The organism is Corynebacterium sp. TUM25015, assembly GCF_056393505.1.
Genome location: NZ_CM150783.1, coordinates 757,830 through 783,351 on the forward strand (window position 1 = coordinate 757,830; position 25,522 = coordinate 783,351).

27 protein-coding genes are annotated in these 25,522 nt (G+C 59.4%); 15 read left to right on the plus strand and 12 right to left on the minus strand.

Annotated features, from left to right (window positions below):
• Positions 1 to 7: 7 nt before the first annotated feature.
• The 3 genes from AC06DS_RS03465 to AC06DS_RS03475 all read left to right on the plus strand — a co-directional run bounded on the left by AC06DS_RS03465 (position 8) and on the right by AC06DS_RS03475 (position 2,204).
• On the plus strand, positions 8 to 163 hold the full coding sequence (locus AC06DS_RS03465; RefSeq protein ID WP_448306787.1) for a hypothetical protein: 156 nt from the start codon (positions 8 to 10) through the stop codon (positions 161 to 163).
• Between the two features lie 220 nt (positions 164 to 383).
• Positions 384 to 1,295: a universal stress protein gene (locus AC06DS_RS03470; protein ID WP_477101004.1), complete on the plus strand. Its 912-nt coding sequence runs from the start codon at positions 384 to 386 to the stop codon at positions 1,293 to 1,295.
• A 144-nt stretch (positions 1,296 to 1,439) separates the two neighbouring features.
• Complete coding sequence (locus AC06DS_RS03475) at positions 1,440 to 2,204, plus strand: TetR/AcrR family transcriptional regulator (RefSeq protein WP_473963968.1); 765 nt, start codon at positions 1,440 to 1,442, stop codon at positions 2,202 to 2,204.
• On the opposite strand, the gene yidC is transcribed toward AC06DS_RS03475, so the two are convergent.
• Positions 2,201 to 3,181 carry a membrane protein insertase YidC gene (yidC, locus tag AC06DS_RS03480; RefSeq protein ID WP_477101005.1) on the minus strand — a complete coding sequence of 327 codons (981 nt, stop codon included), beginning with the start codon at positions 3,179 to 3,181 and terminating at the stop codon, positions 2,201 to 2,203. The two genes, AC06DS_RS03475 and yidC, sit on opposite strands and share 4 nt — an antisense overlap.
• Before the next feature lie 138 nt (positions 3,182 to 3,319).
• On the opposite strand from yidC, the gene AC06DS_RS03485 reads away from it, so the two are divergent.
• A complete protein-coding gene (locus AC06DS_RS03485) occupies positions 3,320 to 4,117 on the plus strand; it encodes a class E sortase (protein WP_293790391.1) in 798 nt (265 codons plus the stop codon).
• On the plus strand, positions 4,118 to 4,303 hold the full coding sequence (locus AC06DS_RS03490; RefSeq protein WP_293790394.1) for a hypothetical protein: 186 nt from the start codon (positions 4,118 to 4,120) through the stop codon (positions 4,301 to 4,303).
• A 38-nt stretch (positions 4,304 to 4,341) separates the two neighbouring features.
• Here the strand turns inward: AC06DS_RS03490 and AC06DS_RS03495 are convergent, their stop codons facing one another.
• The 4 genes from AC06DS_RS03495 to AC06DS_RS03510 form a co-directional block, all read right to left on the minus strand.
• Positions 4,342 to 4,929 (minus strand): DUF2020 domain-containing protein, encoded by a 588-nt coding sequence (locus AC06DS_RS03495; RefSeq protein ID WP_448307149.1) that lies wholly within the window; start codon positions 4,927 to 4,929, stop codon positions 4,342 to 4,344.
• Between the two features lie 49 nt (positions 4,930 to 4,978).
• Positions 4,979 to 5,326: a histone-like nucleoid-structuring protein Lsr2 gene (locus AC06DS_RS03500; RefSeq protein ID WP_473963972.1), complete on the minus strand. Its 348-nt coding sequence runs from the start codon at positions 5,324 to 5,326 to the stop codon at positions 4,979 to 4,981.
• Positions 5,327 to 5,539: 213 nt separating this feature from the next.
• Positions 5,540 to 7,312 carry an alkaline phosphatase D family protein gene (locus AC06DS_RS03505; RefSeq protein WP_477101006.1) on the minus strand — a complete coding sequence of 591 codons (1,773 nt, stop codon included), beginning with the start codon at positions 7,310 to 7,312 and terminating at the stop codon, positions 5,540 to 5,542.
• Between the two features lie 58 nt (positions 7,313 to 7,370).
• Positions 7,371 to 7,997 (minus strand): DUF6474 family protein, encoded by a 627-nt coding sequence (locus tag AC06DS_RS03510; protein ID WP_448306799.1) that lies wholly within the window; start codon positions 7,995 to 7,997, stop codon positions 7,371 to 7,373.
• A 142-nt stretch (positions 7,998 to 8,139) separates the two neighbouring features.
• Between AC06DS_RS03510 and AC06DS_RS03515 the strand changes: the two genes are divergently transcribed.
• Both AC06DS_RS03515 and msrA read left to right on the plus strand, forming a co-directional pair.
• Complete coding sequence (locus tag AC06DS_RS03515; protein ID WP_477101007.1) at positions 8,140 to 9,819, plus strand: TM0106 family RecB-like putative nuclease; 1,680 nt, start codon at positions 8,140 to 8,142, stop codon at positions 9,817 to 9,819.
• A 32-nt stretch (positions 9,820 to 9,851) separates the two neighbouring features.
• Positions 9,852 to 10,574 carry a peptide-methionine (S)-S-oxide reductase MsrA gene (gene msrA / locus AC06DS_RS03520; RefSeq protein ID WP_476727733.1) on the plus strand — a complete coding sequence of 241 codons (723 nt, stop codon included), beginning with the start codon at positions 9,852 to 9,854 and terminating at the stop codon, positions 10,572 to 10,574.
• 24 nt (positions 10,575 to 10,598) lie between these two features.
• Here the strand turns inward: msrA and AC06DS_RS03525 are convergent, their stop codons facing one another.
• Both AC06DS_RS03525 and AC06DS_RS03530 read right to left on the minus strand, forming a co-directional pair.
• The gene (locus tag AC06DS_RS03525) at positions 10,599 to 11,240 is read right to left on the minus strand and encodes an LppP/LprE family lipoprotein (protein ID WP_239388109.1); all 642 of its coding nucleotides are present in this window, start codon (positions 11,238 to 11,240) and stop codon (positions 10,599 to 10,601) included.
• A 275-nt stretch (positions 11,241 to 11,515) separates the two neighbouring features.
• Positions 11,516 to 12,118: a superoxide dismutase gene (locus AC06DS_RS03530; RefSeq protein ID WP_239388110.1), complete on the minus strand. Its 603-nt coding sequence runs from the start codon at positions 12,116 to 12,118 to the stop codon at positions 11,516 to 11,518.
• 248 nt (positions 12,119 to 12,366) lie between these two features.
• Here AC06DS_RS03530 and AC06DS_RS03535 point away from each other — a divergent pair, with 248 nt between their 5' ends.
• The 3 genes from AC06DS_RS03535 (at position 12,367) to AC06DS_RS03545 (ending at position 15,352) form a co-directional block, all read left to right on the plus strand.
• Entirely contained in the window at positions 12,367 to 13,371 is a 1,005-nt protein-coding gene (locus AC06DS_RS03535) for an L-lactate dehydrogenase (protein ID WP_448306807.1), read from the plus strand.
• Between the two features lie 119 nt (positions 13,372 to 13,490).
• Positions 13,491 to 14,411 (plus strand): glycerophosphodiester phosphodiesterase, encoded by a 921-nt coding sequence (locus AC06DS_RS03540; RefSeq protein WP_477101008.1) that lies wholly within the window; start codon positions 13,491 to 13,493, stop codon positions 14,409 to 14,411.
• Between the two features lie 20 nt (positions 14,412 to 14,431).
• Positions 14,432 to 15,352 carry a DUF5926 family protein gene (locus AC06DS_RS03545; protein WP_477101009.1) on the plus strand — a complete coding sequence of 307 codons (921 nt, stop codon included), beginning with the start codon at positions 14,432 to 14,434 and terminating at the stop codon, positions 15,350 to 15,352.
• Positions 15,353 to 15,370: 18 nt separating this feature from the next.
• Here the strand turns inward: AC06DS_RS03545 and AC06DS_RS03550 are convergent, their stop codons facing one another.
• Genes AC06DS_RS03550 through AC06DS_RS03560 form a run of 3 tightly spaced genes read right to left on the minus strand, consistent with a single transcriptional unit; the run spans position 15,371 to position 18,898 of the window.
• Positions 15,371 to 16,732, minus strand: a complete 1,362-nt coding sequence (locus tag AC06DS_RS03550) for an LCP family protein (RefSeq protein WP_293790426.1) — start codon at positions 16,730 to 16,732, stop codon at positions 15,371 to 15,373.
• 38 nt (positions 16,733 to 16,770) lie between these two features.
• A complete protein-coding gene (locus tag AC06DS_RS03555; RefSeq protein WP_476727736.1) occupies positions 16,771 to 17,508 on the minus strand; it encodes a CPBP family intramembrane glutamic endopeptidase in 738 nt (245 codons plus the stop codon).
• Complete coding sequence (locus AC06DS_RS03560; RefSeq protein WP_477101010.1) at positions 17,498 to 18,898, minus strand: amidase family protein; 1,401 nt, start codon at positions 18,896 to 18,898, stop codon at positions 17,498 to 17,500. Before AC06DS_RS03560 ends, AC06DS_RS03555 begins: the two co-directional genes overlap by 11 nt.
• Before the next feature lie 96 nt (positions 18,899 to 18,994).
• Here AC06DS_RS03560 and pheA point away from each other — a divergent pair, with 96 nt between their 5' ends.
• On the plus strand, positions 18,995 to 19,990 hold the full coding sequence (gene pheA, locus AC06DS_RS03565; RefSeq protein ID WP_477101011.1) for a prephenate dehydratase: 996 nt from the start codon (positions 18,995 to 18,997) through the stop codon (positions 19,988 to 19,990).
• 3 nt (positions 19,991 to 19,993) lie between these two features.
• Entirely contained in the window at positions 19,994 to 20,848 is an 855-nt protein-coding gene (locus AC06DS_RS03570; RefSeq protein ID WP_293790435.1) for a histidine phosphatase family protein, read from the plus strand.
• A 17-nt stretch (positions 20,849 to 20,865) separates the two neighbouring features.
• Here the strand turns inward: AC06DS_RS03570 and AC06DS_RS03575 are convergent, their stop codons facing one another.
• Both AC06DS_RS03575 and AC06DS_RS03580 read right to left on the minus strand, forming a co-directional pair.
• Positions 20,866 to 21,216 (minus strand): metallopeptidase family protein, encoded by a 351-nt coding sequence (locus AC06DS_RS03575; RefSeq protein ID WP_293790437.1) that lies wholly within the window; start codon positions 21,214 to 21,216, stop codon positions 20,866 to 20,868.
• 14 nt (positions 21,217 to 21,230) lie between these two features.
• Positions 21,231 to 22,286: a septum formation family protein gene (locus AC06DS_RS03580; RefSeq protein ID WP_477101012.1), complete on the minus strand. Its 1,056-nt coding sequence runs from the start codon at positions 22,284 to 22,286 to the stop codon at positions 21,231 to 21,233.
• A gap of 135 nt (positions 22,287 to 22,421) precedes the next feature.
• Here AC06DS_RS03580 and serS point away from each other — a divergent pair, with 135 nt between their 5' ends.
• Genes serS through AC06DS_RS03595 form a run of 3 tightly spaced genes read left to right on the plus strand, consistent with a single transcriptional unit; the run spans position 22,422 to position 25,520 of the window.
• Positions 22,422 to 23,705 (plus strand): serine--tRNA ligase, encoded by a 1,284-nt coding sequence (gene serS, locus AC06DS_RS03585; protein WP_293790442.1) that lies wholly within the window; start codon positions 22,422 to 22,424, stop codon positions 23,703 to 23,705.
• 36 nt (positions 23,706 to 23,741) lie between these two features.
• Complete coding sequence (locus AC06DS_RS03590) at positions 23,742 to 24,692, plus strand: lysophospholipid acyltransferase family protein (protein WP_477101013.1); 951 nt, start codon at positions 23,742 to 23,744, stop codon at positions 24,690 to 24,692.
• 9 nt (positions 24,693 to 24,701) lie between these two features.
• On the plus strand, positions 24,702 to 25,520 hold the full coding sequence (locus AC06DS_RS03595) for an HAD family hydrolase (RefSeq protein ID WP_477101014.1): 819 nt from the start codon (positions 24,702 to 24,704) through the stop codon (positions 25,518 to 25,520).
• Positions 25,521 to 25,522: the final 2 nt, after the last annotated feature.

A 25,522-nucleotide genomic window follows, 5' to 3' on the forward strand; every position in this document is an offset into this window, starting at 1 on the left:
ACCCGGCATGGATATTGCTGCAATTACCGGTTCCCTGACCAACCTGTTCAAGAGCGAGCTTGGCGGTGTTCTGCTGAACATCTTCCGCACCCTCCTCGAGTTCTTCTCTCCCTCCAACGCACCCGCTGCTGACGACGTTCCGCTGCCCAACACTCGGGGCTAGTTTTCCTTAAAGGAAAAGATTTGCGCCTATCGCGCAACTGCCACGACTAACACACGACGACTACACGACTACTTAAATTTCCACTCACAAGGTGTCCACCTTGTCCCGAGAATAGGGGCAAATGGGCGCCTTTTCTGCATTCATTAGGGCTTTTGAGGATAATGGAAAGTGTTAGAGGATCAATCGAAAAATCCCCCTGCAAGGAAGGATCGTTTCCCCAATGGCTACCACGAGCGATAAGGAAATCATCGTCGCAGTTGATGGCTCTGACGCCAGCAACGAGGCCGTTCGCTGGGCTGCAAACACTGCCCTGAAGCGCAAGCAGCCGCTGAAGCTGGTGAGCGCCTATACCATGCCTCAGTTCATGTACGCCGACGGAATGGTTCCGCCGCAGGAGCTGTACGACGAGCTCGAGAGCGAAGCTGGCGACAAGATTGAAAACGCCCGCAAGATCGTCACCGACTTTAGCTCCGACATTGAGGTCAGCTACCTGGTTAAGGAAGGCGCTCCGATCGATACTCTGCTGGATCTATCTGAGACCGCAGAAATGATCGTTATGGGATCGCGTGGCCTGGGCGGCCTGTCTGGCCTGGTTATGGGTTCTGTCTCCAGCGCCGTAGTTTCCCACGCTGATTGTCCTGTAGTGGTTGTGCGCAAGGACAACGACGTCACCGCTGACAATAAATACGGCCCGGTTGTGGTCGGCGTGGATGGCTCCGAGATTTCCCGCCAAGCTCTGAAGATCGCCTTCCGTGAGGCCGAGGCTCGTGGCGCCCTGCTGCGCGCAATCCACTCCTGGACGGATAACCAGATCCACACTTCCTATGTAGGCCTGGTGGACGCCCAGAACCAGATGGATCGGATGATCGTCGAGCGCCAGGACATGATGGAAGACGAGCTGAAGGATCTCATCAAGGAGTACCCGAGCGTACAGGTCGAGGAGATCGTTGAGCGCGAGCGTCCAGTACAGTCCCTGACCGAGGCAGCGAAGGATGCTCAGCTGTTGATTGTCGGTTCTCACGGACGCGGCGGCTTCAAGGGAATGCTGCTGGGATCAACCTCCCGCACCCTGCTGCAGTATGCACCGTGCCCAATGATGGTTGTCCGTCCGAAGGACAAGAAGCACAAGTAAAAATTGCCGGCAATTGCTGGCTATATAATTCAGATCCTGTAGAGTCCAACGGGCTTTGCAGGATTTTGTAAACTTGGGGCTGGTACGAGCGCCCCAAAGCTTTCAAATAGATCTTTACGATCTTTACGATAAGGAGTTAGGTAGATGGCAACCGCAGAGGAAAATTCCCGCACGGCGGGCTCCGCAACCTCTACTGACTCCTCCGCCGCTGCACACGACGGGGCGTCAACAAAAAAGGCGACTACCAAAACCGCGGCAAAGAAGTCTGCGGCGAAGAAAACAACTAAGAAGGCCACGAAACAAGCGACGCGATCGAGTCGCCGCAATCGTCCCGGACCACGCCAACGTCTGTTGGCCAGCGCCACGAACCTGTTTACGACGCAGGGAATCCGTGTGATCGGTATTGATCGCATCCTGCGCGATGCAGACGTGGCAAAGGCCAGCCTTTACTCGCTGTTCGGTTCCAAGGACAACCTGGTGGTGGCATACCTACAGGAACTGGATCAAAAATGGCGAGCTGACTGGCACGAACTGGCGGATCCACGGGAGAGCCCGGAGGATCGCATCATCGCCTTTTTCGATCTGTGCATACAGCAGGAGCCTGACAACAATTTCCGTGGTTCCCACTTTCAAAACGCCGCCAGCGAATACCCACGCCCCCAGACTGACTCGGAACAACGTATCCGCGACGCTGCGATGGAATACCGTCGCTGGTGCCGTGACACGATGGCCGAGCTACTCACCGAACGCTTCGGCTATGCTTCACAAACACTCGCTGACCAGCTCATGGTCTTCATGGACGGTGGCCTGAGCGGCGCCAAAATGTCCCGCAATACTGTGCCTCTGGAGACCGCGCGGGGGCTGGCGAAGCAACTGCTATTGACGGTGCCGATGAGCTATAACATCTAGTTTTTCTGATCTTCCGCAGCAGGCTTTTCCTGCTCTGCGATCGCGGTGGGCTGCCCATTCTTCTTGGACTTGCGCGCCAGCTTCTTTTCCTTCTTCCGCTCGACGTGTTTCTCCTTCATAGAATTGCGGTGCTCAAGGAACTCTTCGGAGTAGGGGATCTTGCGGTCTAGAATCCGCTGGATGGATATCGTCTGCGCGGTGGTCCATAGGTTGTTACCCACCCAGTAGACCATCAGCGCCACCGGGCCAACCGCACCCAGGGCAATGGTGAACGGGGCGATAAGCACGATGGGGCCGATGAGCCACATGAGCTTGAGAAGCCACCGAGCCATTGCGGAATTGTGATCCACCGTGAGGTAATTGCGGTACATCGAGTACGCCCAGTTGGAGGTCGTAAAGACTGCAGCCAAGATGGCCATGGGGAATACGACCCAAAAGACTTGATCCATAGTGGTATGAATCTCCGCGAACTGCGACTCCGACATCTGCACATAGGCAGCGAGTGGTACGTCGAAAAGCTTCGCGGAGAGCAACGATTGAACCTCTTCGGCATTCAGCGGGCCGAAGCCATTGACCGACGCATTAACCTCCGGATCCGGACTGGTGACGTGGATAAGCATGCGGTACAGACCCAACAGCACGGGGATCTGCACAAGCATAGGAACACAACCATCCGAAAAACGGTATTCGTGCTCTTTTTGCAGTTCACGCCGCTTCTTGGCCAGTTCTTTGCGAGTCTCCGGCGTATGGTCGCTGTATTCCTGCTCTAAGCGATAAACCTTAGGGCGAATGTTCACCAGAATGCGGCTGGAATAAGCCTGCCGATAAACAAAAGGCAAAAGCAGACCGCGTACGGTGACGATCATGAGAACAAGTGCCAGCAACCAAGATTGAGCCGCATCCCAACCGAAAAGATCGGCGAATAGGTAATGCCATGCCTTGAGGAATAGGGCAACGGGATACTCGACTATCTTCATGCAGGCGAGCTTACCCGCCACCTCAGGTAGTTGCGGGATAGGCTGTGTCGTGGGAGTGGTGGGGGAGAAGCGTGGGAGAAACGAAAGAGCCTGTAGCTAACACCGGAAATAATGCCTCAACGTAGTACCATGTGACGCATGGGAAAGCACCGGCGCCAGGCAAAAACACGACTCGACCCGATTAGTGTTTTTGGCGAAATTCTTATTACGTTCGGTGTAGTTGCCCTACTTTTTGGTTTCTGGGACGTCTTTTGGACGGATATCCAATCCGGTCGCGAGCAGGCAGCCGTTGCCCACCAGTTAGATGAGCAGTGGGACGAGAAGAACCCCCGCCCATTAACTGAGCCGGCGGAAGGCACCGCGTTCGCGCGCCTGTTTATCCCTTCTTTCGGTTCGGATTTCAATTTCTCCGTGGTCAAGGGGGTCGCCGATGGAGACCTGTCCAAGGGACCCGGGCACTATCAGGACAGTCAGGCGCCCGGTCAGCCTGGAAACTTCGCCATGGCCGGTCACCGAGTGGGCCGTGGCTCCCCCTTCAATGACCTCGGCCTGCTAAAGACCTGCGATTCCGTTGTGGTGGAAACCGCAGGAAGTTGGAATATTTATCGCGTGCTGCCCATCGATGCGGCTCCTGGTAATCGCAAGTCGGAGGCTGAGAAGTGTATGTCCCCCGAGTTGGCGCAGAAAGTGTCTAGCGGTGAATATGCGGGTGTTAATGGCCGCTATATCACCACCCCGAACGACATTAACGTCATTAATCCTATTCCCGGCCAGTCGCGTATTGAGGTGCATCCGGACGATGCTGCACTGCTGACGATGACTACTTGCCACCCGCAGTTTTCCAATAAGGAGCGCATGATCGTCCACGCGGCTCTCGTTCGTTCCGAGTCCAAGAAGGATGGGAAGATGCCCAAAGAATTGACGGAGGGAGCCTAAATGTACGCAATGCTATGGCGGAACCTGCCGGGGCCGTGGTGGGTCAAACTATTCATCGTTTTGGCGCTATTAGTGGGGATCTTTTTCCTATTGATGGAAGTCGTATTCCCCTGGATCGGCCCAATGATGCCCTGGACTGACGTGGGAGTCGCCGAGGGACTGCTACGAATCGCCAGCGATACTTAGAACCTGACTAGAACAAGACCTAGAGAAATCTAGCGAACCTAGAGCTTAAGGTTCTTGATCGTCTCTTCGGCGATCTTCTGAGCCTTCACGGACTGTTCCTGAGCCGTGGTCACCACGACCGCCGTTTCATCCTTCCACACTGCGTACACCGCGCCGGACTTGCCGTCACCACCGCGACGCCCGCCGCTCCACCCCTTTGGCTCGAGGGCCTTCAGCGTGGAATCGATCGGTGCAGCGTGATCCACCACGGCTATGGCATCCGAATTAGTGCGCATGTGCCTGACCATTACCGTGGCCTGTGGGTAATCTTCGTAGGACCAGAACACGCAGGCAGGCGGATCGAAGCGTTCGTCGGTACCCGTGCCGGTCAAGCGCTGACCGTTGGTGTTCTGCAACCACTCGCCGTTCAGGTAGGGGCACACCTCTTGGCCGCCTTGACCCACATGCTCTGGTGCTGCCTCGATAGGAAGATCTGTTCCCTTTACCGGATCGACGGTGCGCTCCGTTGAAGATTCGGATGTTGGGGAATCGTCCCCCGATTCGCCCCCGCAGGCACTTACGCTAAAGGCTAGTGCGACCCCTGCTACGAGCGCGAGAGATGCCTTTTTTGCTTTATGACGCCCCAACTTCGACAAACCTCGAATCTCCTGTTTAAGCGGGATTTATCGTCGCTTTTTACTTGCCCTGCGCCTTTTCGAACTTCTCGATGACATCGGCGGAAATGCGGCCTCGCTCGGAGACTTCCACGTTATTCTCTCGTGCCCATTCGCGGATCATACGGTTGCGCTCTGGATTGGCGCTTCGGTTTGCCGTGCGACGGCCAGCGGCGCCGCCACGGGTCTTGCGGCGTGCAACCTGGACAAAGGGAGCCAAAGCCTTGTCAAAAGCATCACGGTTCTTAGCGGACAAATCAAGGGTGTAATCGATGCCATTGAGGCTGAAGTCAACAACGTTGACTTCGTCCTCGGAAAGTGGCGTGTCGTCTAGATCATCGAAGAACTGGGTAATTTCGCGGCGAGCCATCTGTATATTCCTTCCAGTTAAAGGGTTTGTGGCCTAGGCCAATGTTTTTCAGTAACAAGTGTAGCGCTAGATCAACAAATTTCAATGGAATGAAAATGAATTAGTATTTTAATGATAAAAATGCTGGAAATGAGGCGTCGTAAAGAAAGAGATAAATAGAAAAATACCCCCAGGGGTGAACCTGAGGGTATTTAAGAGGCAGCCTAACTCGGATTAGCGAGCGGAGTGCTTAGCCGGGTCAATGCGTACATTGGACGTGTGGATGCCCTCGCCCCACTTGGTGCTTGCAGCCTTGGCGAAGTGCAGCGGCTGATTCGGCTTGAGCTTGCCGTCTGGTCCGAGAGCCAACCAGTTAGCATCCACTGCGTCCTTCGTCACGCGCACGACCGTGTAGCCGTGGGAGTCGAAGTCCAGGTACTTCACGTGGCGGTTCATGTTTGTAAACGCGTACTCCACGGTGTGGGACAGAGCGTTATCCTCCGGCAACTTTAGGATGTCGTCGATGTTGGACGAGGTGACGGAGGTGCAGACGATTTCGACGCCGGCGGTGCCGCCGTTCGGGTACGTGCCCGGGACGGCCGGAATATCGTTAGCCCACGAAGAGTGAATATCGCCCGTGAGCCACACGGTGTTGCGGATCTTGTTGTCCATCAAGTACTTGATCACGCGGCGACGTTCTGCGGCGTAGCCATCCCACTGGTCAAAGTTGTATGGCATGCCCTCCTCCGGCAGCCCCAGCAGCTGCGTGACAGCTTTGGTGGCCTGCGGATCCAGCGGCGGGATCAGCACCGGGCTGAACATTACGGAGTTGCCGATGAAGTTCCAGCGGGCCGTGGAGGTGGACAGCTTCTTGGTCAGCCATCCGAACTGTTCAGAGCCAAGCATGCTGCGGGAGGCGTCGTCAGTCTTGCGAGCGGAGGTGAAGCTGGGCTTTTCGTTGCGGTAGGTGCGCAGGTCCAGCATGTTCAGCTCAACCAGGTTGCCGAAGGATAGGTTCCGGTAGATGTGGCCCTTTTCAGACAGCGGGGTGGCGCGAATCGGCAACCATTCGAGGTATGCCTGCATCGCGTTGTTGCGGCGGGCGTGGAAGTCGCGCTCCTTGTTGGGCTGGTGATTCTCCGCACCGTGCGCCCAGTTGTCGTTTGCGACCTCGTGGTCATCCCAGGTGACGATCCACGGGCAAACAGCGTGCGCAGCCTGCAGGTCGGCGTCGGTGTGGTGTAGCGCGTAGCGCTGGCGGTAATCAGCCAGGGAGACGATCTCGTTAGCCGGCTCGTGCAGGCGAACCGAACCGGTCTTTCCCGTGTACTCACCGCGCGGGTACTCGTAGATGTAGTCGCCGACGTGCAGGGCGTAATCGATATCGCCACGCTTAGCCATGTCGCGGTATGCACTGAAGTAGCCAGCCTCCCAGTTGGAGCAGCTGAACAGAGCGAAGCGAAGTTCGGAGATGTCCGCGCCCCGAGCCGGTGCGGTGCGGGTTTGGCCAACCGGGGAGGTCTGACCCTTGCGCGGGCCATCGGTGGTGGTGAAGCGGTAGAAGTAGCCGGTGTAAGGCTTCAGGCCGCGTGCCTCGACCTTCACCGTCATGTCGCGCGAGGGTTCTGCCTTCGCGGTGCCAGAGGTAACGATCTGGGTGAACTTGCTATCGGTGGCAAGTTCCCACTTCACGGTGGTGGCGTTGCCCTTCTCCAGGCCCGGGTAGTCGTTCTCATTAGAGGTCACGCGGGTCCACAGCAGCACACTGTCGGGATAAGGGTCGCCGGATGCAACGCCATGCTGGAAGGCCGCCTTGCCCATCTTCATATTGATCGGCTTGTCCGCTGGCTTCGACGAACCGAGCGGAGCGGCGGAAGCAGTGGAATTAGCAGCGACGGTGCCGATGCCAACTGCAGCTGCACCGGCGGCGCCAGTCTGGAGAACCTGACGGCGAGTAAATTGCCCGGACTGAGCCGGAGTGGAATGTTCCTGAGGGTTGTTCGTCATAACCCTTATGAAACCATGCTCAGTTGAGTTTTGCCGGACAAGGGTCCAAAGCTGGATTCTACTTTTTCTTGGCCTTGAGCTGTGCCTCTACCAAGTCCAGCTCATTGGAGACGGAGCGCAGCACGCGCTTACCCGGACCCGTGTCCATGGACTTTGAGTTCTCGATAGCCTTATCCAGGTCGTCAAGACGATCGGAGATGTCCTTTGCAAAGCCACCAGGAACACTCTTGTCCAAGGACTGGCGGATCTTCTTGATGCGTGCCTGCTGCATTCCACCGTCACCAGGGAATTGTGCGTTGGCCTTGGGGGTCAGGCCCATGCGACGGGCGGCAGCGTCGTTCGAGGCCTCCTGCAGCATGGTCACGCTGCGGTAGAACAGCGGGATCGCAAAAGGTGCGGCAACGCGGGCGGCGCCGACGACCCGGAGCACCCTCTTGGAATTAAAACGACCGGCCTTGATTTGCTCCAGAGAGGCCTTCGCCATCTTCTCGTTGTGCTTGCGCTGCGCCTTGAGCTCCTTGGCATCCATCTTGCGCACCTGTTTGGCCGTCTTACGCAGGTAGGCTTCCTTGCGCTTTTCTAGCTTAGAGTCGGCCTTTACCTGTGCCTTGGCGCGAACCTTCGCAGCCTTTTGGATGGCCTTCTTTTCCTGACGGCGCTTGCGCATACCGCTGAGCAGTCCCATGTCACTCCGATGCGAATTGATCTGTCTTACTGTTCAACCAGATTACTTAACAAACATCTTTACTGTACGCGCTTCACTGTACTTCGACACCCTGGGGAGGCGCGCAACCCAACCGGCCGACGCGCTAGGCTTAGAAACTATTGTGAGCCTGCTTGAAGAACTTCCGCCGCTCAGCCCCCGTGACCTAGTGGGCTGCCGCCACCGTGCGGCACTTCGGCGTCATAAAGAACCGCAGGCACAACAAAAACAGCAGACACAACAGGCTGCCCCGCGTCTCCACATTCCGCAAGACCTCGAGGCTTACACCGAGGCGATCCAGCACAAGGTCAATGCGACGATTCGCCGGGAGATGGTTTTCCAATGCCTTCCCAATGTGCCGCGCATAGGCGACAAGGTATTCCCCAGCCGGGTGGATATCGACCCGGCTGATCCCGAAACAGCCGTTGAACAAACTCTGGAAGCGATGGCTTCCGGGGTGCGTTTGATTACGCGACCCGTTGTGGCCGAAGGACCTTTTCGTGTGGAGCTGGACCTCCTGGTCCGCGCCGACCTCGGCAAGGGGGTCGACGAGTTTATGCAGTACACGCCCGTCGCCATATCTTCGCATTCCGTGGCGCGCCGCGCGAAGTCCACGCAGCTTGCGGACTGTCGGGTAACGGACATCGGCGCATTGGGGTTAGCAGTGCCCGTCCCGATCAATTTTCGCCACCGCGCCGCTGCCGGAGATGCTCAAAAGGTCGCCATGGCTCACGTTGTGCTCCAGCAGTGGGGCTTTGCAGCCGACACCGTGGCGCTGATCGGCCGCGCCGGGCCCGGTAGGCCACGCTGTTTCTTTTTTGACGCCCCCTCTGTCCTCCCCGGATTGCAGGCTGCGTTGGAAGAACCGATTCCGAGCGGTCCGCGGCGGATTAAGGAGTGCCAGACTTGCGAGTTTCACAACCACTGCCGAGCTCAGCTTCTGCAGGAACTAGAAATCAGTCTGTTGTTGCCGGGAGATAAAGCCCGCAGCTGGCGAGAGAAGGGGATTGAAACCCTTCCGCAGCTGGCGGCCTCGGGCAATGGGGAACATCCGCAGTTAGCACAGGCATGGATGGACGGGCAGGCTGCACTTCGCCGTCCACAGGAACGCTGGTTCGAACTACCGGAACTGTGGGGTGGAGCAAAGCGAAACACTGACGGTGGCCTGCGGGACTGGGTGGAGATCGACGTGGATATGGAGGCCCACCCGAACCGTGGCACATTCCTCTGGGGAACCTTCGACGGTTCGCGCTATATCGGTTTCGGAGACTTTAGTCGCGAGGGAGACGAAGGCCAGCACGTTGCGGAGTTTTGGCATTGGATGCAAGCACGCAAAGACCACGCGGTGGCCGCTGGCAAAAACTTCCAAGTTTGGGTGTACGCAGCCCAGGGGGAAAACTATTGGCTACGCCACGCAGCCGAGCGCTATGGTGGGCGCCGCTACAAGATCGATGGGATGAACCAGCAGGTAACAATGCCAACGCTGGAGCAAGTCAATGCCTTCATCGCCTCAGAACACTGGTGCGATTGCTTCAGCTTAGTGAAGAAAGCACTGGCGCCCACGGATTCTCTGGGATTAAAGACGGTGGCCCCGTTGGCAGGCTTTGAATTCAGTCAGGCCGGCATTAACGGAAAGGCTGCGGTGGAGCTTTTTGAGCAGGCCATCGGCGGATCTCGCGGCACTGCGCAAGCCGCCCGGCGTAAGCTGGAGCGCTACAACGCCGATGACTGCGTAGCTACCTCGACAGTTCGCGCGTGGCTGCGAAGGGGCGCGCCGGGGCTACAGGAACTGCGGCGTCAATAGAGTAAGAAGCGCAAGAGGGAGAGTATCCGAGCATGACCAACTTCTTTGACCGCATCATGGCGCTCAACGCCCAAGGGCCGTATCGGGCCGAGCGGGTCGGCCCGGAGGACGCACTAAAGGGCGGTCGGACTCCTGTGTTGGCGGATCCGCAGCCGAATGTGGTGCTGGGAACCCCGCTAAGTGGGTTAGAGGATGCCTACTGGGCGGAGAACCTGCAAAAACCAGCGCAGATCGTCTGCGGATTGGGCTGCTTCTGGGGAGTGGAGCGCATGTACTGGGGAGTGGACGGAGTGTGGGGAACTTCCGTGGGCTACGCGGGTGGCTACACTACTAACCCGGCCTATCGCGAGGTGTGTACGGGGCGAACGGGACATGCGGAAGTGGTGCGCATCGTGTTCGACGAAGCAGTAGTGAGCGTGGAGCAGCTGTTGCAGATCGCCTTCGAGAATCACGACCCAACCCAGGGGGATCGCCAGGGCAATGACGTGGGGACGCAATATCGCTCTTGCGTGTACGCCCAGGATGCTGAGCAGTTAGCTCGGGTGCAACGAGCCGTCGATGGTTGGCAGCAGCGCTTTACCGATGCGGGTTTCGGGGAGATCACTACCGAAATCGCTGAGCTGGCTAATGCGGGTGACGGTAATTACTACCTCGCCGAAGATGAGCATCAGCAGTACCTACACAAGCACCCCGACGGGTATTGCAACCACGGCTCTAATGGCGTGAGCTGCCCCGTCGGGGTGTTGGGTGACTAGCTGTGACTAGCTAGCGTTTGTACCTTAGTGGCCTCCGATTTCCTTGGGGAGGTTCTGGTTCGGGATGCGGCCTTCGGGCACGACCTTGCTGCCATCCCAGCGGAAGGTGACATCAGAGAAGTACTTGCCGGCCATGACATTGGCCTCGCCCGATTCGCGCAATGCCTCCCAGTCGCGCATACGCACCTTGACGGAGTTGGGGGTGGTGCGGAGGATCTCAGTCTGCTGAATCGTGTCGGACGCAATGCCGATGTACTTGCCCTTGTGGAAGAGCATCAGCTGCGTGGCGAATTGAGCATTACCCTGCCTTGCCTGAGTGATCAGCGCGTAGCTGAGATCGGAGCACGGGTTGTAGTTGGTCTGATTCGTCAGCTTCCAACCGTAAGGGTTATGAGGGAGCTTGCTGATGTTTTCAGTGATCTCCGGAGCGTTCGAATCTATCGGGCAATCCTGAGCTCCGTGGGCGCCATTGCCTGTGCGGGGGCTGGAGGCTGCGGCGTTGTACGTCTTGACGTTGGCGGATGCGGCGGGAGCCGCTGCGTCCTCGGGCGCCTTCTCATCACCGCAGGCAGCAGTGCCCAGCAGCAGACCGGACATGGCGATTGCGGTGCCGATCAGACGTGTACGACGGGTGCGAAAAGTGTGGTGGGTGGTCGGAGTCTTCATCGTTCTCTCCAATCTTGGAAGTGTGCGAGTGACTGTCTGCATAGGCCAGGCATGAAAACCGACCCATGCTGTGGATGCTTCCTCAGCTGGGTGAGCGAGAATGTGGGAGTCGAGTGAGTTGAAACCCCGCCCACCTTGATGGCTGGGGATGCAAAAGGCCCCATATCGATTGCCAGAATTTTTCTCCGGCGGATATAGAGCCTGCCTTATTCAGTTGGGAAATTATGAAGTTATGTATGTAGTTCTAGCGCTATGGAGTTGTAGAGTGCTTCGGGCTACTTCTTGGCAGCCTCGTAGCGCTTGGCAACCTCATCCCAGTTGAAGACGTTCCAGACAGCCTTGACGTAATCTGCCTTAACGTTCTTGTACTGCAGGTAGAAAGCGTGCTCCCACATATCCAGCAGCAGCAGCGGGGTCAGGTTGATGGACAGGTTACCCTGCTGATCGGTCATCTGCTCAACAACCAGGTTGCCAGCGATGTGGTCGTAACCCAGAACCGCCCAACCGGAGCCCTGCAGACCCAGAGCAGCGCCGGAGAAGTGATCCTTGAAGGCCTCGAAAGAGCCAAAGTCACGGTTAATGGCCTCGGCCAGCTCACCAGTTGGCTCGCCGCCGCCATTCGGGGACAGGTTCTTCCAGAACAGGGAGTGGTTGGTGTGGCCACCCAGGTTGAAGGCCAGATCCTTGGACAGTGCGGTAACTACGCCAGCGATGGAGCCATCCTTACGGGCGGCCTCCAGCTTTTCCAGAGCAGCATTAGCGCCATTGACGTAGTTCTGGTGGTGCTTGGTGTGGTGCAGCTCCATAATCTCGCCAGAGATGTGGGGCTCCAGAGCGTCGTAAGCGTAATCCAGCTCGGGCAGTTCGTACTTAGCCATGGTTTCTCTTGATCCTTTCACACGTTGGAAGTGCCTGTGACAACAAGTGTGACGGCAAAAAACTGTTCCTGCAAGGTTTTTTCTCATGAACTTCTTAATTATTGACGCCGTATTCCAAAAGTTCAATATTCAGAAACCTTTGAGGTGAGGTTGGTTGGACGTGTCGCTATGCTGGCCGGTGGCGTCAGAAAAAACGGCAGCTACCAACTAGCAACCAGCAGCACCTAGCAAGGAAGAAGGCCAAGACGTTGACGGCATCTACTGGGCAAGAACAACCACTTAACCGCAACAACACCGCAGCACCAACCCCCGGCTCCAAGATCGTCCTGATCGGCGCGGGTGACGTTGGTATCGCTTATGCATACACCCTGGTCAACCAGGGGCTCGCCGATCACCTCGCCATTATCGACCTGGACGAGCGCAAGACCTGGGGTCACGTACAGGACCTGAACCACGCAGTGCCGTGGTCCCATCACAACACCCGCGTGACTGTCGGCACCTACGAAGACTGCCGCGATGCCGCAATGGTCTGCATCTGCGCGGGTGCGGCACAGAAGCCGGGGGAGACCCGACTCGACCTCGTTGCCAAGAACACCTCCATTTTCCGCAAGATCGTCGGCGATGTGATGGAGCATGGCTTTGACGGAATTTTCCTGGTTGCCAGCAATCCAGTGGACATCCTGAGCTACGCAACGTGGAAGTTTTCCGGACTGGATTCCAGCCGCGTGATCGGCTCCGGCACGATCCTGGATACCGCCCGTTTCCGTTATGGACTGGGGCAGTACTTCGGCCTTGCGCCGACCTCGGTGCATGCCTACGTGATCGGCGAGCACGGCGATACCGAATTGCCAGTTTTGTCGGCAGGTTCCGTGGCAGGCACCTCGATTCACCACCGACTCGAAAAGATGGGTGAATCCGCAGGCGAGGATGTAGACGAGATTTTCGTCAAGACCCGCGACGCGGCCTACGAGATTATCCAGGCCAAGGGCTCCACCAGCTTCGGCATCGGTATGGGGCTGGCGCGCATCACCCAGGCGGTCTTCAGCAACCAGGACGTTGTACTGCCGATCTCCACGTTGCTGGAAGGGGAGTACGGATTCGAGGATATTTACATCGGCACTCCCGCCGTGATCAACCGCCAGGGCGTGCGCCACGCGGTCGAGCTGCAGCTAAACGACGAGGAGAAAGAAAAGTTCGACCACTCTGCAACCGTGTTGCGCAAGGTTATGGAGGAAACTGGACTGCTCGGGTAAGTCAGCTAACTCAGCTCTTGAAAGCGGCGGGGCTGCGTAAGTAAACAACAGATGAAACTTGCGTTCGCTCCGCTGTTAGCGGATGCCGGTTGCCCTCCGGCGCACTAAAAATGGAGGGTATGAAAATTGTCGCCCACCGCGGAGCCTCCAAGGAACGCCCAGAACACACCCTGGCAGCCTACGAACTGGCCGAGCAGAGGGGCGCCGATGGCTTCGAGTGCGACATCCGTCTAACACGCGACGGGGAACTCGTGTGCCTGCACGACCGCACCATCGACCGCGTGGCGGTGGAAAAACCAACGAAGTCAAGTGGCGTAGTCAGCGAAATGACGCTGGCAGAGCTGCGGGAACTCAACGTCGGTACACCCGAGGAGCCAGCGCAGGTGTTGACCCTGCGCGAGCTTCTGACATTCTTCAACGACATCAACTCTTCACGCACTGCTATCGGGCAGCAGCATAGCCAGAGGGTTGGCGATGCGGGCGCGGAGGACGGGGCGTCGTTAAAGAAAGAGCTATTCATCGAGACCAAGCACCCGAACCGCTATGGCCCCAAGGTCGAACACGCCCTGCATTACGAGCTGCAGCGGGCACATCTGGCGGATAGTGCGCACGTGCACTTGATTAGCTTCAGCCCCCAGTCGCTGGTGCGTTTTAAGATGATTAACCCAGCCATCCACCGCATTTTGCTGCGACGTGAGTATCAACGCATGCTGAATCCGGGGCTTCAGGCACTGCATGTTGTCGACGCCCACGGCCTGTCCGTTGCACGGGGACGGATTCGTCCGGACATTATCGGTCGCTTTGGCGATGGCACGTATGTCTGGACCGCGGACAAGGAAGACGAGGTGCGCTGGGCCGCGCGACAGGGCGTGACGTGGCTGGCGACGAATTACCCAGGGCGGGCACGGATGTGGCGCGACGACGAGCTGGGGTGGGGAAGCACAGCAGACACAGCGGGCACAGTGAACACAGCGGGCAAAGTGCGCACAGTGAGCAGAGCCGACGTAGTAGAAGAAACAGGCGCTGCTGCTATTTCTTAAGCGCAGCCCAGGTACAATAAATGACCGTGGCTAAGAAGAAAAAGAACCAAGAGAACCTGCCCGAGGGCATGAGCCGCCGTCAGGCGAAGCTCGCTGCCCGCGCTGCCGAGCGTGCGAAGCTGCAGAAGGATCCCCGCCCCTTCGATGGTTTTGCCATGGAGGCCGATCTTATCGCCTTGCAGGAATTCGTCCCCTCGGCGCACTTTGTTGCCGATGTGAAGGGCGCGGAGCACAAGATCTCCATCGTTACTGTCCTGCCGGGTGCTGTTGCTGCCCTGCGCCGTTCTGAGGAAGACGGCGGGGAGGCCTTCGTTGCGCTGCAGACCCAGCGCCGGGGCGATAACCCGAACCGCGACCTGGCATATGCCCTGAACTGGGTGAAGCAGGCCGAGCCGGGACAGTCCCTGGAGGTTGGCGTGTCCGACGGCACCGAGCCCGCCCTCGAGGACATCCTGAACAAGGACACCGAGGCGGACATCACCGTTGCGCAGGACTTCGGTTGGTGGCTGACCGAGGAGAACCGCAACAACCCGCAGATCGCTGCCACCCTGCAGCGTGCCAACGATTCCGTGCTACCTTCCGAGCGGATCGACGCGAACATCAAGGGCGCGGCATGGTGGATTGACCCCTCTGACAAGGCACACATCCGCTGGGTGCGCCAGGAGGGCGAAGAGCAGCTGCTCAATGCACTGGCACGCCTGCACGCAGCTGGTGAGCTGCACCTGGGTGAGGGCTCCAAGCTCGCCGGTGTGTTCCGCACCCACGGCATCCTGGTTCCGGTGTGGGATCTGGATCGTACCCGCGAGGCAGCGTCCTGGAAGGAAGGCCTGGAGGCCCTGGATCCGAAGATCGAAGAAGCCCTGGCCAAGGACACTCCGCTGACCGCCGACGAGCAGAAGGCCAAGCAGACCATCCAGTCCCGCGAGGTCACCATCCGCTAAGAGCGGCTATCCGACTAACTATCGGAGCTGAGAAAACATTTCCTCTGCGCCGGCATCGTCCCACAATGCGACGTTGCCGGCGTACGTGTCTTCGTAGCCCGCGATCGGCACCGTCTCCTGCTTCGCACCGCCGGCCATAGCCATTCCCAGCGAAGCGAGGTGCCACACATGGTCACCCTCGTTGACCTTCATGTTCGAGCTCAAGGAATCGGCAACCTTTAGGTTCTTAAACGGGTTGAGCAGCGTGCCGGGCGACTTGATTTTCTGCGACAGCGCAGCCAAGAACTTGCGCTGGCGTTCCACACGATCCAGGTCGCCCTGCGCAGAGGTGTAGCGGGAACGTACATAACCCAGCGCCGTCGGCCCATCGAGCTCCTGGCATCCGGCCTGCAGTTTAATGCCTGCCATGGGGTCGTCCAACGGCTCATCCAGGCACATCTCCACGCCACCGACAGCGTCAACGACATTGGCGAAACCGCCAAACCCAACCTCTGCGTAGTGGTCGAGGTGGATACCCGTCGCCTGCTCCACGGTTTGCTGCAGAAGCGCCGGGCCACCGATGGAAAAGGCCTGGTTGAGCTTGTTCTTTCCGTTTCCGGGGATGTCCACCCAGCTGTCGCGCGGCAGCGAGAGCATAGTTGCTTGTCCGCCGAAGCGAGGAATGTGCACCACCATGATCGTGTCAGTGCGACCGACCGAATCGTTCAGCTCGCCGGCCATCAGGCGGTCGCCGTCTTCCTTGCTCAGCCCCGCGCGGGAGTCCGAACCCACCAGTAGCCAGTTCGTGCCGGAGGTGCCGCCCAGGCGGCCGTCATAATCCTGCAAAGCGTCAATTCGCTGCAACTTGGAATCCACCCACACAGCAGCGCCGATGCTCAGCGCGAGAACGATGGCCAGCAGCATTCCCACAATCTTGAAGAAGCCGAAACGCTTGCGCCTTTTGGGGCGCGGGGCGGTGCGGCCGCGGGGGCGTCGAGAAGGACGTGGGGTTTCGCGGGAGCCCGGACGCGCAGAGCGACCGGAGTAGTTACCGAACTGCGGGTCGCCGAAAGGCTGGCCCTGTCGGGGTTGCTGGGATGGACTGGGCTGGTAGTCCTGGGGGGCTCTGTAGCCCTGGTATTCCTGGCTGCTGTCGCGCGGAGGCAACGGTTCGGCACGGCGGTAGTGCGGCTTTTCGGGCTGTTCCGGGCTGCTCGGTTGTTCGCGGCGGGGAGGCTCGGTAGCGCTCGGAGGAATGACGCCCCTACGCACGGGTCGCCCATAGCGATCCAGAAGGGGCTTGCCGTGCCGGTCCCGGGCGATCTCCGTGCCGTTTGCACGGTTGTTAGCGCCAGAACCTTCGCCGGAGCGCCCGGAGCCGAAATTGTCGCGAGAATTCATGGGCACAATAATAACTGGTCAATCGGCGCCGGATTGAGTTAGAAGAATGTGGCATAGCCTACGAATGCGACGGTATCGATCAGCCCGTGGCCGATCACTAGCGGCCAAATGCGTCCCGTCTTCTTGAAGTACCAGAGGTACACCACGCCCATGATGATGTTGCCCACTCCGGCGGAATAGCCCTGGTAGAGGTGATAGCTTCCCCGCAGCAGCGAGGACGCGGCGAAGACCCATGGCCAACTGATGCGCAGCTGTCTCAGACGGGTGCTTAGCCAGGCTACGACCACCAGTTCCTCCGCGAAACCGTTTGCCCAAGAGTTCACCACTAGAAGCGGCAAACGCCACCATGTGTCGTCCAGACCACTGGGAACGACCTGCTTGGAGAGCCCAAGGTGCACGGCGGCGAAATAGAAGGCCAGGCCAGGAAGGCCAATGACCGCAGCCAGGCCCGCACCGTGGAGCCAATCGCCTGTTTTTAGACGCCAGGTGCGCACCAGTGCGGGAGTAGGCAGGTGCCGTATGAGCAGAAACATTGCCAGCCCGCCCCAGGCGAAGAGTGCCCCGCTGGAAAGCAGCTGCAGAATCGGATCCAACCACGGTAGTTCCGATTGTGTGCGGTTCAGGGTAGTCGACTGCTCGTTGAGCGCCTCCGGGCTGACCACCGCCTCGACAAGACGCGCGATAGCCCGCAGTCCGCTAGTGCCAAAGGTGACAACGAGTAAAAGCAGGATTTCCCAGCGCAGCGCGGTGCGATTGTCGCTTGTACTAGTGCTCATGACTGTGACCGTGGCTGTGGCTGTGACCGTGTTCGTGACTGTGGCGGTTGTCCGGCTTCGCGCGAAAATCCAATGCCTCGATATCGCCCGGAACCGCAACGCTGAGATTGTCGACGGGGAGCTGTGAGGTGGCGTCCATAATAAAGGCCGCCAGCGAGAGCAATGTTTCCGCGCTGACCCGATTGCCCACCGCGCCCAGCATGAGGGCGATGGGCCAACGACCAGGGACGCGCTCCGGGGAGACTAGCGGCACTGTGACGCTGGCCCAGCCCGTGAGGTTCCACAAGGTGCCCCAGGGAGTCCAGGCGGTCTGCGCCCAAAAGTTATCGACTGGTGTGAACTGCGAAAATGCACTGGGTGTTGGTGGTGCGCACGCGAGGGTCGGGGTCGCCACGATATCGAACTCAGGCCATACCCGCTGTGGGTCGAGGCCGATGATCTGTTCTTCTAATTGTTGACGCCGCCATGCCGGTACCTGCCGACCCTCCTCGCGCAGCCACGCGGTGATCGGCGATAGTTTGCCGGGAAGATCCGCACAGCGGGAGGCGATGAGCTCGCGGAAAAGCTGGAAGGTAGCCGGCGGGTAGGGAGCGGGCGCCTGCGTGACGGATTCGACAAGCGGATGGGTGGTGGCTAGGGCAGTGGCTGCGGCGGTGGCTGCGGCAATGTCGGGGGAGACGCGACTACGAGTGTGGAAAGGCTGGTTCGTGTAGCCAATACGCAGCGGCGAAGAACGGTACAGCGTGCTGTTGTCCGGTGCGGGGAGGCCATAGGCACGGGCGGTAGTCGGGAGATCCGCGGCGATAAAACCTTGAGCTACCGGCGAAAAAGTGCCGAATTGGTGATTGTGGGCGGGCTTGAGCGCCGCCAGGCCACAGCATGCCGCGGGGATGCGGATGGAGCCACCACCATCGGTGGCATGGGCGATGTTCACCAATCCACGGGCGACAGCCACCGCTGCGCCGCCGGAGGAGCCGCCGACCATCATGCCCGGATGCAGCGGATTTACCGGCTCGGGCATCCCAATCGGCTCGGTGTAAGCGGTGGTGCCAAACTCGGCAGAAGCAGAGGCGCCAACCAGCGTTGCCCCGGCAGCCAGTAGCCTGTGTGCGGTCGTATCGTGATAGTCCGCGACAAAGCTATGGTGCACCGACCCCATCGTCGTGACCTCACCCGCGACTTGCTGCAGATCCTTGATTAGTACTTCCTCGCCGCTTAGAGGAAGGCCGGGGTGGCCACGCAGAAAGTCATAGCCGTGCGGGTTGTCGTAGATACGGGTGACGCCCAGTTGGGCGTTGTTAAGACCCGTGTCGCGCCGGGCACGGGCGAGGCGGGTGGCAAAAGTGTTAGTGCCACCTTGCTCGCTGAGGATGTCGGAGGTGCAGTTCATTGATTCCCAAGGATATACCCCGCGGAAGAAGCGGCCAGGCGCAGGCGCGATTACACCCTCGCCGAGGCTGCGGGGGTCTCCATTAGACTGCGTTGCATGAGTGATTCTTCCGTACGCGTTGCTTTTTTAGGGCCTGAGGGCACCTTCACGGAGCAGGCACTGAAGCAGTTCAAAGAGCTCGGTGCGCTGCCGGAGGACGCCACTGAAATTCCGGTCGTCTCGCCACGGGCGGCGCTGGACATGGTGCGTAACGGAGAAGCCGATTTCGCGTGCGTGGCGTTGGAAAGCTCGGTTGACGGTCCGGTGTCGCAAACGGAAGACGCACTGACCTACGGCACGCCCCTGCAGATCTACCGCGAGGTTTTGGTTCCGGTCGTGTTTTCCATCCTGGTACAACCTGGTACTGAGCTGCGAGATATTAAGACTCTGACCACCCACCCCGTCGCCGAAGCACAGGTGCGCAATTGGGTAGCCGAGAATCTGCCGGACGTCGACTTTGTCCCCGCCGCCAGCAACGGAGCGGCTGCTGCTGCAGTCAAGGCCGGGCGGGCTGATGCCGCCGCCGCCCCGGCCCGTGCTGGCGAGATTCATGGTCTAGATGCACTGGCGGAGGGTGTGGCGGATGTCGCGGGTGCACAGACCCGATTCATTCTGGTCGGAAAACCCAGCAAACCTACCGCGCGCACGGGGAACGACCGTAGCGGCATGATCCTCTGGCTGCCGAATGTGCCTTCCAGCTTGTTAGATGCTATTGCGGAATTGTCCACCCGACAGGTGGATATGGCTCGCATCGGCTCGCGACCCCGCCGCACCGGGGCCAGGGGAGAAGGGGCGGCTAATGGAAACTATGTCTTCCATATCGGCGTCGTCGGCCATATCGAGGACGACGCAGTCGCCGAAGCTCTGGCTGGCCTGTACCGCCGCGCTGAGGAGGTGCGTTTCCTGGGCAGCTGGCCCTCAGCCGAGCCGTTGCCAGAGGCTGCAACGCATTCCAGCTATCCGCTGCGCCGTCATGCGGGCAGTGCCCCGCCGAACTACGCTGAATCCAGTAGGTGGATCGAGGAACTTAAACGCGGCGGAAAGGGCACCTAGCCAATGGCGCAGGCACAATCGACACGGCTTTTCCTGGTTAGGCACGGCCAGACAACCTCCAATGCCATTCATGCTTTGGACACTGCACTGCCGGGCGCCAGCCTCACCGACCTGGGATGGCAGCAAGCTGCCGAGGCAGGTCGATGGCTCAACGAACGTACTGGGCGCTTAAAAATCGCCTCCTCCTTTGCCGCGCGTGCACAGCAGACCGCCGTGGGCGTGGCCGGTGCTTTCAGCGGTGAGCTCGTGCCCGCGGAGTTCTCACATGGTGAGGCATTGGATGACGCCACAGCCCTCGACAAGGCCGCGGATCCTATTAAGGCTTCACTCCAGCGCCTACCACGGGTATCGGAGATTCCTGCCGGACGATACGAGATGAAAAACGACGAGGACTCCCACGAGGCCTATCACTCCATCCTGGGGACGTGGATGCTCGGTCGGGTGGATAAAGCAGTCCCGGGCGGACTTTCCGGCGCAGAAGTGCTGCGCGAATATCTCGCGACACTGCTGCGGGCGCTCGCCGACAACCACACGGCAGCGAACCCCAGCGATATTGCCCTGGTCAGCCACGGTGCCGTGATTCGCCTGGTCGCCCGCTTCCTGGGCGGGGTGGATCCGGAATGGGCCTTCATGCACTATCTGGCCAATGGCAATGTCATCACCCTCCGCGTACCAGACAACATTGCCGAGTTGGCTGATGTGGCAGAAGGGCGGCCTGGGGCGTCACAAAATAAGGGCGACCAACAAGACAGCGCGGCAGTAAACAGTGCTGCATTAAATAGTGCGGCGCAGACCGGTGTGCTCGACAGTCTGGAAGGAACCTTCGAGATCCTGGGGTGGGGCGAAGCCACCCTTTAGGGCAGGGGCGGGTGCCGCTAACCCCAACCGAGTTCGTGCAGGCGATCGTCGTCGATGCCGAAATGATGGCCAAGCTCGTGAATGACGGTGATGGCGACCTGCTCGATAAGCTCTTCCTCGCTATCGCAGATGTCCTCTAGAGCATGACGATAGATCGTGATTTTGTCCGGCAAGGCGGAGGTGTACTCGGAGGTGCGCTCAGTAAGCGCGATGCCCTCATAAAGCCCCAGAATATGCGGGCTTTCGGGGTTATAGTCCTCCGTGACGATGGCGACATTGCTGACATTATCCAGCAGCTCGCGCGGGATGCGCCTTAAACCCAAGTCAACGAGGTCCTCGAAGCGCTCCGGAGAAACGTCAATGGCCATTGGCTTTAGGAACCCTAGGGCGCTGGGGTCGGGTTCGCGCTGGGGGCAGCGCTCGGCTTCGTCTCCTCGCCCGGCTTCGCATCCTGGCGCAGCGGATTCCGCTTCGGCGGGGTGGCCGGAGCCTTGCCGTCGATGGTGAACTTATTGCGCACGTCGCCATTGAGAGCCGCGAAGCCGCCACCAGGGCGACCAAAGGTAAGCGCACAATTCACGGTGCGGGAACCGGCATCCCAGGACTGGCGCTGGAGCGTATTCCAGAACGGTGTGAGCGTGGAGTTGTACAGCGCATCGTCGCCACCGAGGTAGTCCTGCGCGGCCTTGGTGCAGACCTTATTCAGGAACTCATTCTGCTTCTTCAGGTCTGGCCATGCGTCGGGGAACTGTGTACCTAGGTTGACCACGGAGGTTACCTGCCAGGCGTGGTTTTCCGTACATGGCACTTCATTGGTCAGCTGGCCATCGACCCGCACACAGCGATCCTTCTCGAAGTAGCGTGCCTGATCCTGCTTCGCCGCAAAACCCGTGGTCTCTGTAGTACGCCCGGTCGAATCGGGCACCATCACACCGCATAGCATCGTGCGGTCGCCGTCATTCCAGGCGGACTGTGGCGGCAAGATGGGGGAGATTGAGTAGCGTCCCTCTGGATCGAGCTTTCCCTTGAGGTACTGCATCGTGGGGCCGGTGCAGAGCTCATTGGTTAGTTCTTCTTGACGCTTCAAGTCCGGCTGCTTCGCGTTCGGGCCAAACTCGCTTGTGGGGTACTGGCTGAGATCTTCGCGGGAGCTGACCTCGAAGCGGTGGGGCTGCTCGCAGTTGACGGTGGAGAACTCGGTGTTTACGCCGTTCGCGCCGGGCTTCCAATTCACACAATCGCCGTGGCTGGCCTGGGTGAAGGTGGTGTTGTCGACATGCTGGCCCTGCTTCTCATCAGTAATGGGAACCAAAGGTGAGCTACCCTCGGGCGCGACCAAGGCGAACGCAGCTGCGCTGACACCTCCGCAGAGGGCGGCGAACAGTGCGACAGTGATGCTGCGGGCTCTGCGTTGATTCTTCGCTTCGCTGGTGGTCATGAAAGGCTCGCTCTAATCCGACTCGGGTTCGACTGCTACTTGAGGCTAGGTACTTCGAGGCTAGTCTAGTAGGGGTTGTGCCTCAGGGGGAACTAGGCGGACAAGTGCGGAGCCGAACCCGCTAAGCTAAACACCATGATTGATCTGAAGCTTCTGCGCGATAACCCCGATGTAGTCCGAGAATCCCAGCGCACTCGCGGGGAGGACCCAGCACTGGTTGACCAGCTGCTGGAAGCCGATGCACAGCGCCGCGAGGCTATCAGTGCCGCCGATGCTGCCCGCGCGGAGCAAAAGGCTTTCTCCAAGGAGATGGGGCAGAAGATGCGCTCTGCCTCTGACGAGGAAAAGCAGGCTCTGCGTGAGGGGGGCAAGAAGAAGGCCGACTCCGTCAAGAAGTTGGAGGAGGAGCAGACGAAGGCTGAGCAGGCCGTCAACGACCTGCAGATGCAGATTTCCAACATTGTGGAAGACGGCGCGCCAGCGGGCGGCGAGGATGACTTTGTCACCCTCGATGTGGTGGGTGAGCCGCCACAGTTCGACTTCGAGCCAAAGGATCACCTGGAGCTTGGCGAGTCTCTGGGGCTGATCGACATGAAGCGCGGCACCAAGGTCTCTGGCGCTCGCTTCTACTTCCTCACTGGCGACGGTGCTCTTTTGCAGTTGGGCATGCTGCAATTGGCTGCCCAGAAGGCTGTCGAGCATGGTTTTAAGCTGATGATCCCACCGGTGCTGGTGCGCCCGGAGGTTATGTCCGGTACCGGTTTCCTGGGTGCGCACGCCGATGAGATTTATCGTCTGGAAGAGGATGATTTGTACCTGGTTGGCACCTCTGAGGTGGCGCTGGCCGGCTATCACTCCGAGGAGATCATTGACCTGTCCGACGGTCCGCTGCGTTACGCCGGTTGGTCTTCCTGCTTCCGTCGCGAGGCTGGTTCCTATGGCAAGGACACCCGCGGCATTATCCGCGTGCACCAGTTCGACAAGGTCGAAATGTTCGTTTATTGCAAGCCGGAGGAGGCCACCGAAATCCACCAGCAATTGCTGGCCATGGAACGCGAGATGCTGGCTGCCATCGAGGTGCCCTACCGCGTGATTGACGTCGCCGGTGGCGACCTAGGTTCCTCGGCTGCCCGCAAGTTCGACACGGAGGCTTGGGTTCCTACCCAACAGACGTATCGCGAGCTGACCAGTACCTCCAACTGCACCACTTTCCAGGCGCGCCGTCTAAAGACCCGCTACCGTGATGCCGACGGCAAGGCGCAAACCGCCGCCACCCTGAACGGCACCCTGGCTACAACCCGCTGGCTGGTGGCTATTTTGGAGAACCACCAGCAGGCCGATGGCTCCGTGGTGGTGCCGAAGGCTCTGCGTCCTTTCGTTGGTAAAGATATTCTGAAGCCTAAAGAATCCGGCGCCTAAAGCGCTTTAGACTTCCAGGAGAGGTAACCGCCACCCATGTCGTTGCTCGATAGCTTCAGCTTTCCCGATGGCTACCAGCCAGTAACCACCGGCCACAAAGAGGCCAAGGAATTCCCCTATGGTTTCCCGACCATCGGTATTGCCAAGCTGTGGTTCCGCTACATGCAAAACTTGGATTGCGCGGTCTACGGTGCGGAGAATATTCCCGCCGATGGTCCCGCCATGATCGCCGTGAATCACACGGGCTATTGGGACTTCACCTACGGTGGCATTCCGGCACATGTACGCGGTGGCCGCCTGGTGCGCTTCATGGCGAAGAAGGAGATCTTCGACGTCAAGGGTGTGGGAATGCTGATGAGCTCTTATCACCACATTCCAGTGGATCGTGCCGATGGACAAGGCTCAGTCGACCAGGCCATTAAGCAGCTGCGCGCCGGTGATTTGGTGGGTATCTTCCCGGAGGCCACTATTTCTCGTTCCTTCGAGGTCAAGGAGTTCCGCCAGGGTGCAGCCCGCATTGCCCATGCAGCTGACGTGCCCCTGATCCCGTTGACGATCTGGGGTTCACAGCGTGTGTGGACGAAGGGGCGCAAGCCGATCTGGAAGCCCAAGAAAACTGAGCTGGTGATTACCGTCGGCAAGCCGATCGAAGTCACCGATGATGCGGAGGCCACCACTGCGCTTCTGCACCAGACCATGGTCGAGCAATTGGACTTTACCCGTGACCGCTGGGAGGAGCGCTTCGGCTCCATGCCCAAGGGCGAGTTCTGGGTGCCCGCGGCCCTGGGTGGCAGTGCCCCTACCTTGGAAGACGCCACCGTTCAGGATCGTGCAGACGCTGCCGCCCGCAAGGAAAGGCGCGCCCAGGAGAAGGCCGAAGCTGAACGCCGGGCAGCGTCCGAGGCGCGCGAGCGTGACGAGGCCACTGGCATTAACAAGGTTTTGGTTCCTCTGCGTCAGCGCCTTAAGCGCCTACGCAAAAAATAGGACGGAGAAATGCAGGAATCCCCGTTGCTGGTTGTCAGCGACGTTGACGGCACTCTACTAAACAGCAGGGAGCGAGTCTCGCAGCGCATGCGTCGCGCAGTGAACTCGATGCTGCACCAGGGCACCGTGTTTACCCTTGCGACCGGCCGCCCGCCACGCTGGCTCATGCCCGTCTTCGAGCAGCTGCCTGTCCGTCCCGTCTGCGCCTGTGCCAATGGCGCCATTATTTATGACGCCAACCAGGATCAGATACTGCACGCCGCAACCCTCAAGCCCGCCCTGGTGAGGGCACTTATCGATCAGCTCGCCGAGGTTGTTCCCGGCGTGGGGTTCGCCGTCGAGCGGGCCGGTACCAGCGCTTTTGACCGCGCCGACGAGCTCTTTTCCGTCTCTCCCGGCTATGACCATGCCTGGGACTCCACCGAGCACGCCGTACAGAATATTGACGAACTCGCGGCCACCCCGGTGGTGAAGCTGCTGGTGCGCGACCCCCGCCGTACCTCTGCCGAACTCTACGCCGCGGTGAGTCCTTTTATTGACGCCACCCAAGCGAAAGCGACATACAGCTATGAAGGTGGGCTGGTCGAGGTCGCGGCGGCGGGGATCTCCAAGCGCTCCGCGTTGGAGTGGATAGCGGAACAGATCGGGGTGGAAGCCTCTCAGGCCATCGCTTTTGGGGACATGCCGAACGACACAGAAATGCTCTCATGGGCCGGCCACGGGGTGGCCATGGGCAATGCCGAGGAGTCCTTGAAGGGCATCGCCGATGAAGTCACCCTGACCAATGATGAGGACGGTGTAGCCGCCGTACTTGAGCGGTGGTTCTAGTC